We start from the raw sequence: 14,268 nt of genomic DNA, 5'->3' as shown, positions 1-14,268 counted from the left end.
TATCACCTCATTACCTTTCCATAGCATTATGCTTAATAAATGTTCCGTTATTCAATTCATCAAAAGCTAATTCCAATTCTTCACGTGTGTTAGTTACAATTGGTCCACCCCAAGCAATTGGCTCATGAAGTGGTTTTCCAGCAAAGTAAATGAATCTAGTGTCTTTTGATTTTCCTTTGATACGGATTTTATCTCCCATATCAAATAAAACTGCTGTTTTCTCTTCGATGTGTTTTCCACCAATTTCTATGTCTCCTTGAATAGTAAAAATAAAAACATTATCTACTTCGCGAGTAGGTATTGTAACTTCATAATTTTCATCAACACTTACATCAAATATATAAGCATCAACATATCTAGGTTGAATACCTTTCATCCCATTATATTCTCCTGATACAATACGAATCGTAGCATGTTCTTCTTTCATTACTTGAATATCATTTGTCCTGATATCCATATAGTGTGGATTACTCATTTTATCTTTTCGTGGTAGATTAATCCATAGTTGCAACCCCAATAAATGTTCACTTGGCTGTGGCATCTCTTGATGTAAAATCCCACTGCCAGCACTCATCCACTGACTTTCCCCATTATCAATACTACCTTTATTACCAAGACTATCTTGATGTTCAATATTACCCTTGATTAAATAAGTAACCGTTTCTATCCCACGGTGTGGATGCATAGGGAACCCCTTAATATAATCATCGGGTTGTTTAGAATCAAAAGAATCTAACATTAAAAAAGGATCAAAATCTTTCACATCATTATATCCAATAACCCTTACTAAATGTACTCCAGCACCATCAATCGCATGTTGCCCTTTAACTAGCTTTTTAATTGTTCTTTCTTTCACCTTTATTCCTCCTAAATATCCTTGTTAACTTAATGATAACGTTGTTCCTTCGCTTTCGCAATTTTAGTGCTCATTAAAAAAACAGATTCGTTAAATCTGTTTTTCAGCAATTATATGAACTTTAAATATTAGAGTTAGGATTAAGAATTGCAAATAGATAATGATCTTCCCATTTCCCATTTATTTGTACATTTTTCAAAGACAAGCCTTCTTTTTGGAAGCCTGTTTTTTCTAGTACTCTAATAGAAGCTTCATTTCTTGGCATTGCTCCTGCCTCAATTCGATGCAATTGTAAATCATTAAAACCTATCTCAATGACCTCACGAACGCCTTGTGTTGTATATCCATACCCCTGGTAATCTTTATCCAATGCATACCCTAGCCATGCACTTTGCAAAGGTCCACGCTCTACTTGGAACAAATCAATTGTACCAATTAGCGTATGATCTTTTTTCAAAAAAACACCATACGAATATCCCAAGTCATTCATCTTACATGTTAAGATATTCTCAAGACGCTGTTGTTGTCCAGCTAGTGTGTAATAAATATCTGCTTTTAAAGGAATGGTATCCTTTAAAAAATCACGATTTTTTATCTCATACGATAACAGCGCATCTATATCTGTCACCGTTAATTCTCTTATATATATACCTTGCTTCTCCATAATGTATACACCTCTTCTTCTAACATTATCATATCATATCCACCCATAATATAGCATTTGTGTCCACGACTAATATTGGAGTATTAAATTTCAAACAAAAATAGGGCATTCTCTTTGAACGCCCTATTTATTTTTATAAATGAATCATTTAAAAATAAATGAATCCTACTGGTCTTCCACGAAAAGCCACTAAATCAGAATATGACAATGTTGAAACTTGCGTATATTTTATCGCTGTTTCAAGGGATGTCCAGTATCCTAATCCACCGCCTGGTGCATTCACATTGCCTTCCGAGATTGTGATTGTACCATTGCTGTATGACTCTACAAATGCAACATGTCCATATGCGCCAAAACTCCATACTACAATTGCATTTGCTCTAGGTGTTTGTCCTTTACTTCCACCATAACTACTATACCATGAATTTGCATTACCCAAAGGAATTGAATTACGAATTCCTAATCCATTTACTTCGGTAGCACGTCCAAAGCAATACCATGTACATTGTCCTGTTAATCCAACTACACTGAATGGATTTGTAGGGGATTTATAGTATTGACTATAAAAATCTCTTCCCCAGTTGAGGTTTCCCCCTCCACCTCCAGTGGTTGGTGGTGATGGAACTGGTGGAATAAGTTGTGTATACACATTAGCCGAAGCTGCTGCACTGTTTTTTTGAGCTTTCAATTCATTTTGCTTATCAACAAGTGCTGCTAATACTTTTTTGCTATCTGCTTCTTTTACTTCCAATTCTTCCTTCTTTGTATTTAAAGCAGCTTTTTGTGTCTCTAATGTAGCTTGTAATCTTTCTTTTTCTTTTTTATCTTTTTCTAATTTTTCAATTTCTTCATTCAAAATATCCAACTGTTGATTATCATATTCTGTAATCGTTCCAATACTTTCTGAACGCTGAATAAAATCAACCAAGTTTTCTGCACCCATGATAAAGTCAATATATTCATTTGTGTTAATTGACACCTGAATATCTTTCATGCGTTCTTTTATTTTATCTTTCCTCGCATCAATAACCTTTTTTTGCTCCTTCATCTTGTCTTCTACAAGTTTAATACTTGCTTCAGCTTCAACGATAGATGCATTTACACTCGCAATCTCAGCTTTTACATCTGCAACTTTGCCTTCATATTCATAAGCCAAGTTGCCTAACTTTGATAAATCCCCTTGCATTGAATCAATTTCCTTTTGTGCATTTTGAGATTTTGTATTTGCTTCTTGCGTTTTCTTATTTAAATACTGCCTGTACTCATTACAGGTATTTATTGTATTTTGATCTTCTGTGTATTGCGAACAGACACTTGTCCAATGTTCTTCATTTCCTTCAAAATCTTGTGCTTTTATTGCGTCGTCTCTCACTGTGACAACCCCAATCATCACAACAACAATTGTTAGAAGTAATAAAAGTTTTTTGCTCTTCATTCAAACCACCTCATTTAATTCTTTTTAACATTACTTATTTCAAACATAAAAAACTATAATATATTATAACATATAGTGCAACTATTTTTCACTACTTCCCTTAATTAAGTGGAAAATGAACCTTAAAAGGTTCATTTTTTATAAAAATATTTACTATATAATCATTATAAAACCCTATTTTATTATCCTAAGAGCTCATTTACAACTTTTTGCCCATTTGAATCCGTAAGTGCCAAGATATTATCTCCACTTTGTAATTTCGTATCCCCTTTAGGAATGAGTACTTCATGATTACGAATAATTGAGATGAAAACAAACTTCTCTGGAATATCTAAATCTTTTATAATTGCCCCATCTGCTTTTGAACCACCTGAAACATTCATTTGTACAATGGAATAATCACCACGATTTATCTTCATCAATGTCAAAATGTTTTTCAAATCAATTTCATCAACAACTAGTCTTGCCAATAGTTCTGCTTGATTCACTTTTACATCCACTCCCATTTCCAAAGTAAATAACCACTCATTTTTAGGATGATTCACACGGGCGATTACTCTTTCAATTCCATATTCATATTTTGTGATTGTTGAAGCAACCAAGTTTACCTCATCTGCTCCTGTAACCGCTACAACACATTCCGTATTGGCAATTCCTGCTTCTTCCAACATTACTGGATCGGTACCATCACCTTCAATTAACATCTCAGGTGCAAACTCATTTTTTAATTTCTTTAGGATTTCCTTTCGATTCTCAATAATCTTTACTTCACAATCATGCTTAAGCAAGATTGAGGCAACATAAGAACCTACTTGTCCTCCACCAATAACAATTACTTTCATGATACACCTCCTAATGTAATCCTAAAAGCGTTTTTAATCGCTTTATCGAATTTGAAAGAACACTGATATATAAAATATCATTTGCCTGCAAAACACTACCACTCGTTGGAATAAATGCTTTATTGTTTCGATAAACTGAAATCACTCGAATTTCACCAATAACATTTATTTCTTCAATCGTTCTACCTACCAATAATGCTGGTACTTCAATTTTCACAATCTCTACTTCCCCACTTCCAACGGATATAATCGTATCCAGTTCACTATAATTAATAAGTTCACTAGCACGGTTAATCCCCCATGATGTTGTCGAAATTGTTTCAATTCCTAAAGCGCTATAAATTTTTGCTTTGTCAGGATCAAACAAACGAGCAATTACACGTGGAACATGATACATATTTTTTGAAATTCTAGCAATTAAGGCATTGGTTTCATCGCTATTGGTACAGCTAACCAATGCATCAGCACTTTTAATTCCAGCTTTTTCTAAAACATCTTTATCAAACCCAATTCCCACTACTGCTGTAAACTGAGCATTTTTTGCTGTTTCCTTTAATACGTCTTCATTAGTATCAATTACCGTAACCTTGTGATTCTCCTTCGTCAGTTGTTTTACAAGACCAGATCCCATACGTCCGCTTCCTACTATAATTACTTTCATCTTTATTCACCTCTTTCCTTTTTTCTTATAAAATATTTTCTCAATTCTTCAATTCCCAACACAGGGAATGGAATAATACACAATATAATCCATTCTTTTATTCCTAATGGTGCAGTATTGAAAATTTCTTGAAAGAAAGGAACATACATCAACAATGCTAATAAAAGAATTTCAAATACGATACCAAACATAATTTTCTTATTTTTAAAGATTCCTACTTTAAATACAGATTGTTTTGTTGTTCGACAATTAAGCACTGCTCCAATCTGACAAAAGATAATTGCTGCCAGGGTCATCGTTGTTGCTTCACGATAAGGTATACCACTTGCAGCAAGTGGTATATTAGGCCATCCATAGCTTATATTCACATAGAAATAACAAAGCATTGAAATTACAGAAGCAATCATTCCATACCATAAAAATGCTTTAACAACAATTTTCTTATTTAGCAAACGTTCTTTTTTAGAACGTGGTGGTTGATCCATAATTCCTTCTTCAGGAAGTTCTGTTCCCAATCCCAAAGCTGGTAACATATCTGTTCCTAAGTCAATTGATAAAATTTGCATTACTGTTAAAGGTAATGGAATAAGACCACCAGAAAAGAGAAACGCTGCAGATGGAATTGCCTCTGCCATATTACTATTTAATATGTATAATAAGAATTTTTGAATATTGCTATATACTGCACGGCCTTCTTCAACAGCTTTTACAATAGAAGCAAAATTATCATCTGTTAAAATCATATCAGCAGCTTCCTTTGCCACATCCGTTCCAGTGATTCCCATTGCCACACCAATATCAGCTTTTTTAAGAGCTGGAGAATCATTTACTCCATCTCCTGTAACCGCCACTGTATGCCCCATCTTTTGCAACATTGTCACAACTCGATATTTTTGTTCAGGAGCAACACGAGCAAAGATTACTTCCTCTTTTAATGCGGATTCTAAATCATCATCACTTAAGGTTTCCAACTCCAAGCCACTTACAATTCGCGGATGTTCCCCTTCAACGATACCAATACGTTTAGCAATGCTTTCAGCAGTTAATCCATAATCTCCTGTAATCATAACAATGCGAATACTTGCTTTATGACAAAGCTTTACCGCCTCTGCTACTTCAGGTCTTGGTGGATCTGACATAACTACCAACCCAACAAATACTAATTCTTGCTCTACAAGCTCTGGTGTATACGCACTAAGCGCAGTTGGTAAATTTGCATCTTTATCAATTGGTCGATATGCAACTGCTAATACACGTAACCCATCTCTAGCATATTTATCATTAGCTGCCATTATTTCTTTACGCATCGATAATGGCATTGCTTCTTTTTTCCCATTGATTAAAATTGTCGCACTTAATTCCATCACTTCTTTTGGTGCACCTTTTACAAAGGCAATTCGCTTTGTGCCATCAATTTCTTCCTTCAGCTGATGAATGGTTGTCATCCTTTTCCTTCGTGAATCAAAAGGAAGTTCACGAATCCGCACAGCATCATTTTCCAATGTTTCTAAATTAATGCCTGCTTTTTCAGCAACTACATTCAAACATGCCTCGGTAGGGTCTCCCAATACGGTATAACGATCATTTTCTTCATTTGGTGGTACAACCCTTGCATTACTACATAAACTAGCACCAGATAATAAAAGATTTAAATCTTTATCATCCTTGGCTTTTACAGCTTTATCTTTCAACATTACAGATCCTTCGCTTGAATAGCCTAATCCTGTGACATTGTATTCATTTTCAGCTAACCAAAGGGTATTTACTGTCATTTCATTTTGTGTTAAAGTTCCTGTTTTATCAGAACAGATAACAGAGGTGGATCCTAATGTCTCAACTGCTGATAGTTTTTTGACTAAAGCATGTTCTTTTGCCATTCTTTGTACTGCCATTGCTAAAGATAATGTAACTGTTGGTAATAATCCCTCAGGAATAAACGCAACAATCATTCCAAGGGCAAAGATAAACGATTTTGCAATTGGATCATGAACAAAAAATATAGCAGAGACAAAGAAGAATATACCAATACTTAACGCAATAATTGAAATTTGTTTTGTTAGATTATCTAACTCTTTTTGTAATGGGCTCTTCTCATCCTTCATACTTTGTGTTAAATTTGCAATTTTCCCAAACTCTGTTTCCATTCCAATTGCTGTTACAACCGCTTTACCACTACCACTTGCAACAGTTGTCCCAGCAAAGATTAAGTTAGGAATTTCAAATTTTGCCAAGTCATCTTTTAATACCGCATCTTCAAGTTTATGTACAGGGTTAGATTCACCTGTTAAAGCTGATTGATTAATTTGCAAATCTGTAGAAGATATAAGTCTTGCATCTGCAGAGATTTTGTCTCCCTCTTCAATCAACATCACATCTCCTGGCAATAAATCCTCAGATAGGACTTGCTGTTCACTATTATCACGTAAAACTCGTGCATAAGATGGTAACATTTTTTTCAAAGCATCCGTTGCTTTTCCCGCTTGAAATTCTTGCCAGAAACTGAATACCCCATTAATTACATTTACCAACCAAATGGCAATACCTAATTCCATCATATCAGCAAAAATAGCAATCCCTCCACCAAACCATAGCAAAATGGCCATCAAGCTTGTGAAATTACTAAAAAATGTTTTCCATATTGATTTTTGCTCTGCTTCTCGAATTACATTTTTTCCAAATTTGCTTTGATATTCAACTATTTTACTCGACTGTAATCCCTTAATATCAGAGCCTAATTCTTTGTATACATCACTTGGTTGTAACTTGTATACATTCTTTACACTCTCTTGCATATTTACCTCCCCCAATATCAGTGAATTTATAAACAAACTGATACTATCATAGAGTTCATAAAAGGATTCTTAAGTCTTTGTAAATCACCCCTTTTTGTACTCTATATTTACAGTTTAAATATAAGCCATATTGGTAAAAGGTCAATTCAAACGAATGAATAAAATTTAAAGTAGAGTAAAGACATTTTTATGATACGTTAAGATACCCTCTTTTTGCATCTTACTAAGTTCATTCGACAAAGCACTTCGATCAACCGATAAAAAATCAGCTAACTCATTACGATTCAATGGAATTGTGAATGTATACATTCCATGTTCCTCTGCCTGTGCAGACAAATATGACAACACTTTATCACGAATTCTCTGCTTTGTTATCACATCCATTTTTTTTGTAAGATATAAATTCTTCTTAGCCAATATCTTCATCATGTTTTTCATCAATTGAGGATATTTAACACCAAAAAAAACAAATTGTTCTACACTGATAAACAATACTTCCGTATTTTTATCAGCAACAATATTAACAGGTAATTCATCTAATTCCGAAAATGCAAATGCTTCAGCAAAAATTTCACCTTGTTTTAACTTTGCGATAATTGATCGATTTCCCCAATAATCAATTTTATTAATTGATACATTTCCTACCAACACCATTCCAATAGAAAATTGCTTTTCGCCAATTGCATAAATCAAAGTTTCATGATCATAATCTTTTTTTCTTAACTTAGATAAAATATCATCAATTTCTATTTTTCTCATTCCTGAAAACAATTCATGACTATACAACATTTGAAATAATTTATTCATTATCCACCTCTTTTGTTGTAAAAACAACATACTTTTCATTTTTAATATAGTAAACTACAATTAGAAAGTCAAGAATTATGACGAAAGGATACAACTATGGAAACAAGACAAATTATTAAAATAGATGAAGATAAATGTAATGGCTGTGCGCTTTGCGCAGTTGCCTGTCATGAAGGAGCAATTGCTATGGTGAATGGAAAAGCTAAGCTGATTCGTGAAGATTATTGTGATGGGTTAGGCGACTGCTTACCTTCTTGCCCTACAGGAGCAATCCAATTTGAAACCCGGGAAGCCGCTAGTTATGATGAAGCGGCAGTTGCAAAGCATTTAGCTAAAAAAAACACTACTCATCAATGTCCGTCAATACAATTTAATGGCGCTTTACATACAAAAGAAAATATTCGTGAGAAATCACAAATAGAACTACAAAGTCAACTACAACAATGGCCAGTCCAAATAAAATTAGTGCCAGTACAAGCGCCTTATTTTGAAAATGCTAATGTGTTGATTGCTGCCGATTGTTGTGCCTATGCATATGCAAACTTTCATCAAGAGTTTATGCACAACCATGTAACAATTATTGGTTGCCCAAAATTAGATGAAGGAGATTATAGCGAAAAGCTAACACAAATCATTCAAAACAACAATATAAAAAGCATTCATATTCTGAGAATGGAAGTCCCATGTTGTGGAGGGCTAGAAAATGCTGCAAAACAAGCCTTACAAAATAGCGGTAAATTTATTCCTTGGCAAGTTACCACTATTTCCACAGATGGAAATATAATAGAATAGTAAACAAAAAGATAACCGGAGTTATCTTTTTATTTTATAGCTTTTCGATACTTTTTGATTTTCTTCATTGCCCAATCATAATGACTAGCTGTTGATCCAACAAAATACTGTCCTAAGGTTGTTGTTTTTGTCCATTTGTAATAGCCACGTTCATATAACTCTTCATTGGTATGACTTTCAATAATATCAATCATTTTCTGATGAGATTCTGCAAGCAATTGCTTTGCATTGGTTAAAGAAACATCTTGATACATTTCCCAAATCATCTTATTCATCGCTGCTGTTGTTTTCCAATTATAGCCTTCTCTTGGAATCACTGGCGTCTTTGATTCAATACAACCTTCACGATACCATCTTTCCATCATATTGTGCCATTCATGTAAATGAACTAAAACGTCACGGATGTTACGATCACGATCTTCGAAGGGAAATGTTCCTTCTTGTTCTTCTGGTGAAAATGATTCTACTAATTCCATTAATTTTTGATAATTTGTTTTTGCATCTAATAATAAATCTTTTTTGTTTGTTGCTCTTGGCATTTTATCGTCCTCTTCTTTCTATTAAAAAACATGCTTCAGTAATCCAATTTTCTTCATTTTTTTCTTGTGCTGGAGATACATGAAAAATATTAATCATTTTTCCATCTAGTTCATATCCATTCATTTCCGTCCAATTCCCTACTGCTTGTGTAACGAGTGGCATTTGCTCATAAGAGCCATGGAAAGTAATGGAAGCTACTTCAATTTCTCCTGTTTGATAAACCTTTACATCATCTATAGGATCCATCATTGACTCTACCTGCATTGCTACCTCTAAATCTACATCACGATCTTTATACTCTTTATCGTGATACATTGCCATAGCATGAATGGGTGTTTTCAATTTCACATTTTGCTTTGAAATCTGCGAATACAATTCATTCCATAAATCTTGTTCGTTATAAAATGATGGCACTTTTTTTCGAACGCTTATAACTTTGATATCTGGCAGTATTTTATGAATTACATGGTAATTCATTGCATTGTCTTTCTTCATTATATCCTTCACTTCGTCCAATAGCATACTTTGTTTTTTTATACGTTCTAACTCTTCTTCAATTTCCAATCTACGAACTTCAAAAAAATGTTCAACTCCCTGTATATCTTGTTGATATACCATTTCTTTGATCACTGCTAAGGAAAAACCTAAATCTTTTAATCTTTGAATTTTAGAAATTGTTTCCAACTGTGCAGCACTATAATAACGATAACCACTGATTTCATCAATTTGACAAGGCACAAGCAATCCTATCTCATCATAATGACGTAGCATCCGAATACTCACATTTGATAACTTTGAAAACACTCCAATTCTTAACATAGAAACCTCCTTTTTGATTACTTCCTAGTTATAGTGTAAACCCTCACATAGTAAGAGAGTCAAGTTATTTTCTTCATAAATTTAAAATTATTTTTTCCAAAAGAAAAGGATAGTGCATGCACTATCCAAGTGAGAGAGATTCAGGAGAACCTCAATATTTACACAGTAATAATATATATAACCATTTTGGAGGGGCGGTATATATCTTAATCTGTATAAACCAAATAAAATAAATCTATTACATGACAGTAAAACTGTCTTCAAATCATATTTATAAAACTACTAATAATCATACTTCATCTTATATTAATATTCAATATAAAATACTACTTCTTTATTTTTCAATAGCTGTCAGAAGTTTATCACGATAATCCTCTAAAGCTTTTACTAAAACATCTAACTCATTTCCATTAGAAAGAACATTATCAAAAACTTCCGCTATATAATTATAACTCTTTTCTGAAATTTCTTTTCCTTTTTTATCAATCTGAATGAACGTTATGCGTTTATCATTAACCGAACGTGTTCTTTTCACATAGCCTTCCTCTTCCATTGTCGTAATAACGACCGAAAGATTTGCTGCTGCTTTTGACAATTTATTTGCTAACATATTTAATGTTATCGAATCACTCTTAGAAATTTCTCTAAGTACACTCAATTTCAAATAATTAATTCCATATTCTTCATAAAATGGTCTCATCAAGGCAAAAGCCAATTCATTTGTTTCTGCTGATAAGCGTTCACACTTTTCAATCAATGTTACATCCATAATGTCCCTCCAATAAAATATTATATTTTATAACCATATTATAATTTACAATTGCGATTTCGTCAACATTTTTTATCAACTATTTACAATTAATCTTTTGATAATAACAATGTATCATTATCCATTTCTTCACCTACTGCATTCTCAAACATTTCTAATAAATCCGATACTTTTAAATTCTTTTTATCTTCTCCACGAATATCAAAAATTATATTTCCTTCATGAAACATAATCAAGCGATTTCCATAAGCAATCGCATCTTTCATGTTGTGTGTTACCATCAATGTTGTCAATTGATCTTCTTCAACAATTTCTTTTGTAATCTGCAAAACTTTCTTTGCCGTTTTTGGGTCTAATGCTGCTGTATGTTCATCAAGCAATAGTAGTTTCGGCTTTTGTAATGTTGCCATCAAAAGGGTTAGCGCTTGTCGTTGTCCACCCGATAACAATCCAACCTTTGAAGTTAATCGATCTTCTAATCCTAACTCCAATTTTTTAAGACGTTCTCTAAACATCTCTTTTTCACTGGGTTTTATTCCCCATTTTAAACCTCTTTTAAAACCACGTCGATTGGCCATAGCAAGATTTTCTTGAATTGCCATATCTGCAGCAGTTCCCATCATCGGATCTTGAAACACTCTTCCAATAAGCTTACTTCGCTCATATTCTGGGTATAATGAAATATTCTCTTGATCAAGATAAATATATCCACAATCAATCGGATAAACACCCGCTATCATATTCAACACCGTACTTTTTCCTGCTCCATTACCACCAATAACAGTGACAAAATCACCTTCATTTAACTCCAAATCAATTTGGTTAAGTGCTTTTTTCTCATTCACGGTACCTGCATTGAAGGTCTTACTTACACCTTTAATCTTAAGCATTTTCAGACTCCTTTCCCGTAAGTTTCTTATACATACGAACTTGTTTTTGTCTGTTTAATAAAACAGGAATCACCAATGCAACACCTACTAAAACCGCCGTTAACAATTTTAAATCATCTGTATTTAATCCCAATTCTAAAACAATTGCTATAATAATTCGATAAATTGCGGATCCAATTACAATAGATAATAAACGGATTCCAAAATTTTGCTTTCTTCCAAACAATACTTCTCCTATTACAATTGATGCTAAACCAATTACGATTGCACCAGTCCCCATTTTCACATCCGCATATCCTTGCGACTGTGTCACAAGTGCTCCTGATAAAGCAATCAAACCATTGCTTATCATTAAACCTAGAATTTTGGTTGTATTAATATTAACACCTAAGGCAGATACCATCTTTTCATTATTTCCGGTTGCACGAATAGATGAACCAATCTCTGTACCAAAAAACCAATATAACACAAGAATTACAAGTGCTACAAAAACAGCACCGATTAAAAGTGTAGAATGAGCAATGCTAAGTCCCGTAAAATCACTAATATTTTTAAATAAAGTTTCATTTTGAAGAAGTGGTAAATTAGAACGCTCTCCCATAATTCGCATGTTAATAGAATATAACCCAATCTGGGTTAGTATTCCTGCTAAAATGGCTGGAATTTCAAACTTTGTAATTAATACTCCTGTGATTAACCCTGCAACAAACCCTGCTACAATCGCTAATAACAAAGATATAATCGGTGATACACCATTGGTAATCATAATTGCACATACAGCCCCACCAGTAGCAAAACTTCCATCAACTGTTAAATCTGCAACATCTAAAATACGAAAGGTTATATATACACCTAAGGCCATCACACCCCAAAGAACACCTTGACTTACGGCATCCTGAATCGATAAGAATAAACTTGTCATACTATTACCTTATTCTACAAGCGTTGCTTTGTCTTTTAGTTCTTGTGGAATCGTAATTCCTAATTCTTTTGCTACTGTTGTATTGATTGTCAACTCACAGTCTTCAGCTGCAAGGTATTCAATTGGCATATCTGCTGGATTTTCACCTTTTAAGATTTTTGCTGCTTGAAGGCCAGCTTGGTATCCTAAATTATAATAATTGATTCCGTATGTAGCCAATCCTCCATTTTTAACCATTCCACCTTCACCAACAATACAAGGAATATTATTTTTATTTGCAACCATAGATACCGTACTCATTCCCTCTGCCATCATGTTGTCAGTTGGAATATAAATCGCATCTACTTTACCAACTAAAGATTGTGTAACTTGTTGAATTTGACTCATATCAGATACTTTTGCTTCACTCCATTCCAATCCAGCTTTTTCAATTGCTTTCTTAGCTAAATCTGCTTGGAATCGTGAATTATCTTCTGCATTAGTATACATAATTGCTACCTTTTTCGCATCAGGCAAAAGTTGTGTAAGCAAATCAATTTGTTCATTAACTGGTGTTAAATCACTTGTTCCTGTCACATTTGTACCTGGCTTTTTATTATTCTTAACAAGACCAGAACTTTTTGGATCAGTAACAGCAGAAATAACAACTGGTATCTCTGATGTTTTTTGTGCTACTGCCTGTGCTGCTGGAGTTGCTATTGCATAAATCAAATCATTTTGATCATTTACTAATTTATTAGCAATTGTTTCAGGCGTAGAAGGGTCTCCCTGTGCATTTTTAAAGTCAATTGCTAAATTATCCCCTTCCTTATATCCTTCATCCTTCAATGCAGCTAAAAACCCTTCATATGCTTGATCCAATGCTGGGTGCTCTGCATATTGAATAACTCCAATATGCGTAACTGCATCATCTTTATCATCACATCCAACAATCATGACCCCCATAAAAAGCGTCAATAATAACATGCTTATCTTTTTCATAACATTTCCTCCCAAATATCAATTTTTTCCTTATAAAACAAAAAAAGCCCTCCATAGAGGACGACTAAGCCGCGGTACCACCTCTGTTTGATATATAAATATATCATCTCAGTACATACTTACAAGATAATGGTTGTTAACCAAGATAGCCTACTAATATAAATGTTCGGTATCCAACTCCATGATGTATTCAGTTCCCTTTTTGTGTTATTTTCACCAACCATAACATCTCTACTTTCAACCAGAAACTTACTCTTTCATTTCACTGTTTTTGCTTTATTTATGTTTAATACTACGGGATAATGAAACTTTTGTCAATCATTTATGAAAATGATTTCATATTTTTGTAATATCTTTCTTTTTATTAACTTTGCAAAATTACAAAAATAAAAACAAGACATATTGAAGTGCACCCCGTTATTTGGACACCCAAATAAAAGGAGGTGCATTTTTATATGTCGAAGTTACTAAGAGAACAGAAGATACAATTATACAAAG

Annotated in this window: 14 protein-coding genes and 1 other annotated feature; of the genes, 1 reads left to right on the top strand and 13 read right to left on the bottom strand. The window is 33.5% G+C overall.

Translation table 11 applies throughout. The features are described from left to right. Positions 1–10 precede the first annotated feature (10 nt). The 7 genes from M2475_RS05985 to M2475_RS05955 all read right to left on the bottom strand — a co-directional run bounded on the left by M2475_RS05985 (position 11) and on the right by M2475_RS05955 (position 8,057). The gene (locus tag M2475_RS05985) at positions 11–856 is read right to left on the bottom strand and encodes a pirin family protein (RefSeq protein WP_277490235.1); all 846 of its coding nucleotides are present in this window, start codon (positions 854–856) and stop codon (positions 11–13) included. A gap of 121 nt (positions 857–977) precedes the next feature. Further along, the gene (locus tag M2475_RS05980) at positions 978–1,520 is read right to left on the bottom strand and encodes a GNAT family protein (RefSeq protein WP_277490234.1); all 543 of its coding nucleotides are present in this window, start codon (positions 1,518–1,520) and stop codon (positions 978–980) included. Between the two features lie 148 nt (positions 1,521–1,668). Further along, the gene (locus M2475_RS05975) at positions 1,669–2,955 is read right to left on the bottom strand and encodes a CHAP domain-containing protein (protein WP_277490232.1); all 1,287 of its coding nucleotides are present in this window, start codon (positions 2,953–2,955) and stop codon (positions 1,669–1,671) included. A gap of 182 nt (positions 2,956–3,137) precedes the next feature. Next, positions 3,138–3,797 carry a TrkA family potassium uptake protein gene (locus M2475_RS05970; RefSeq protein WP_277490230.1) on the bottom strand — a complete coding sequence of 220 codons (660 nt, stop codon included), beginning with the start codon at positions 3,795–3,797 and terminating at the stop codon, positions 3,138–3,140. A gap of 10 nt (positions 3,798–3,807) precedes the next feature. Next, complete coding sequence (locus tag M2475_RS05965; RefSeq protein WP_277490229.1) at positions 3,808–4,458, bottom strand: TrkA family potassium uptake protein; 651 nt, start codon at positions 4,456–4,458, stop codon at positions 3,808–3,810. A 2-nt stretch (positions 4,459–4,460) separates the two neighbouring features. Beyond that, positions 4,461–7,250 (bottom strand): cation-transporting P-type ATPase, encoded by a 2,790-nt coding sequence (locus M2475_RS05960; RefSeq protein WP_277490228.1) that lies wholly within the window; start codon positions 7,248–7,250, stop codon positions 4,461–4,463. 165 nt (positions 7,251–7,415) lie between these two features. Further along, positions 7,416–8,057 (bottom strand): Crp/Fnr family transcriptional regulator, encoded by a 642-nt coding sequence (locus M2475_RS05955; protein ID WP_277490227.1) that lies wholly within the window; start codon positions 8,055–8,057, stop codon positions 7,416–7,418. A gap of 96 nt (positions 8,058–8,153) precedes the next feature. Here M2475_RS05955 and M2475_RS05950 point away from each other — a divergent pair, with 96 nt between their 5' ends. Then, positions 8,154–8,849: a 4Fe-4S binding protein gene (locus M2475_RS05950; RefSeq protein ID WP_277490226.1), complete on the top strand. Its 696-nt coding sequence runs from the start codon at positions 8,154–8,156 to the stop codon at positions 8,847–8,849. A 29-nt stretch (positions 8,850–8,878) separates the two neighbouring features. Here M2475_RS05950 and M2475_RS05945 read toward each other — a convergent pair whose 3' ends face one another. The 6 genes from M2475_RS05945 to M2475_RS05920 form a co-directional block, all read right to left on the bottom strand. Continuing rightward, positions 8,879–9,388, bottom strand: coding sequence for a ClbS/DfsB family four-helix bundle protein (locus M2475_RS05945; protein ID WP_277490225.1), 510 nt, complete (start codon positions 9,386–9,388; stop codon positions 8,879–8,881). A gap of 1 nt (position 9,389) precedes the next feature. Continuing rightward, positions 9,390–10,208 carry a MerR family transcriptional regulator gene (locus M2475_RS05940; protein WP_277490224.1) on the bottom strand — a complete coding sequence of 273 codons (819 nt, stop codon included), beginning with the start codon at positions 10,206–10,208 and terminating at the stop codon, positions 9,390–9,392. A 334-nt stretch (positions 10,209–10,542) separates the two neighbouring features. Next, complete coding sequence (locus M2475_RS05935; protein WP_277490223.1) at positions 10,543–10,977, bottom strand: MarR family transcriptional regulator; 435 nt, start codon at positions 10,975–10,977, stop codon at positions 10,543–10,545. An 89-nt stretch (positions 10,978–11,066) separates the two neighbouring features. After that, positions 11,067–11,867 (bottom strand): ABC transporter ATP-binding protein, encoded by an 801-nt coding sequence (locus M2475_RS05930; protein WP_277490222.1) that lies wholly within the window; start codon positions 11,865–11,867, stop codon positions 11,067–11,069. Beyond that, positions 11,860–12,789 (bottom strand): ABC transporter permease, encoded by a 930-nt coding sequence (locus M2475_RS05925; protein ID WP_277490221.1) that lies wholly within the window; start codon positions 12,787–12,789, stop codon positions 11,860–11,862. The genes M2475_RS05930 and M2475_RS05925 overlap by 8 nt, the downstream gene beginning before the upstream one ends. Before the next feature lie 9 nt (positions 12,790–12,798). Continuing rightward, positions 12,799–13,770, bottom strand: coding sequence for an ABC transporter substrate-binding protein (locus tag M2475_RS05920; protein ID WP_277490220.1), 972 nt, complete (start codon positions 13,768–13,770; stop codon positions 12,799–12,801). Positions 13,771–13,823: 53 nt separating this feature from the next. Then, positions 13,824–14,045 (bottom strand) — a binding site (T-box leader). Positions 14,046–14,268 lie beyond the last annotated feature (223 nt).

Origin of the sequence: Breznakia sp. PF5-3 (assembly GCF_029504745.1) — a bacterium.
GTDB lineage: Bacteria > Bacillota_I > Bacilli_A > Erysipelotrichales > Erysipelotrichaceae > Breznakia.
The sequence above is the reverse complement of the archived record's forward strand: the minus strand, read 5'-3'. Positions and strand labels throughout refer to the sequence as shown.

Excerpts from the sequence above, each read along its gene's own strand:
- M2475_RS05980 (WP_277490234.1), bottom strand. The coding sequence starts at position 1,520 with ATGGAGAAGCAAGGTATATATATAAGAGAATTAACGGTGACAGATATA.
- M2475_RS05975 (WP_277490232.1), bottom strand. The coding sequence starts at position 2,955 with ATGAAGAGCAAAAAACTTTTATTACTTCTAACAATTGTTGTTGTGATG.
- M2475_RS05970 (WP_277490230.1), bottom strand. The coding sequence starts at position 3,797 with ATGAAAGTAATTGTTATTGGTGGAGGACAAGTAGGTTCTTATGTTGCC.
- M2475_RS05965 (WP_277490229.1), bottom strand. The coding sequence starts at position 4,458 with ATGAAAGTAATTATAGTAGGAAGCGGACGTATGGGATCTGGTCTTGTA.
- M2475_RS05960 (WP_277490228.1), bottom strand. The coding sequence starts at position 7,250 with ATGCAAGAGAGTGTAAAGAATGTATACAAGTTACAACCAAGTGATGTA.
- M2475_RS05955 (WP_277490227.1), bottom strand. The coding sequence starts at position 8,057 with ATGAATAAATTATTTCAAATGTTGTATAGTCATGAATTGTTTTCAGGA.
- M2475_RS05950 (WP_277490226.1), top strand. The coding sequence starts at position 8,154 with ATGGAAACAAGACAAATTATTAAAATAGATGAAGATAAATGTAATGGC.
- M2475_RS05945 (WP_277490225.1), bottom strand. The coding sequence starts at position 9,388 with ATGCCAAGAGCAACAAACAAAAAAGATTTATTATTAGATGCAAAAACA.
- M2475_RS05940 (WP_277490224.1), bottom strand. The coding sequence starts at position 10,208 with ATGTTAAGAATTGGAGTGTTTTCAAAGTTATCAAATGTGAGTATTCGG.
- M2475_RS05935 (WP_277490223.1), bottom strand. The coding sequence starts at position 10,977 with ATGGATGTAACATTGATTGAAAAGTGTGAACGCTTATCAGCAGAAACA.
- M2475_RS05930 (WP_277490222.1), bottom strand. The coding sequence starts at position 11,867 with ATGCTTAAGATTAAAGGTGTAAGTAAGACCTTCAATGCAGGTACCGTG.
- M2475_RS05925 (WP_277490221.1), bottom strand. The coding sequence starts at position 12,789 with ATGACAAGTTTATTCTTATCGATTCAGGATGCCGTAAGTCAAGGTGTT.
- M2475_RS05920 (WP_277490220.1), bottom strand. The coding sequence starts at position 13,770 with ATGAAAAAGATAAGCATGTTATTATTGACGCTTTTTATGGGGGTCATG.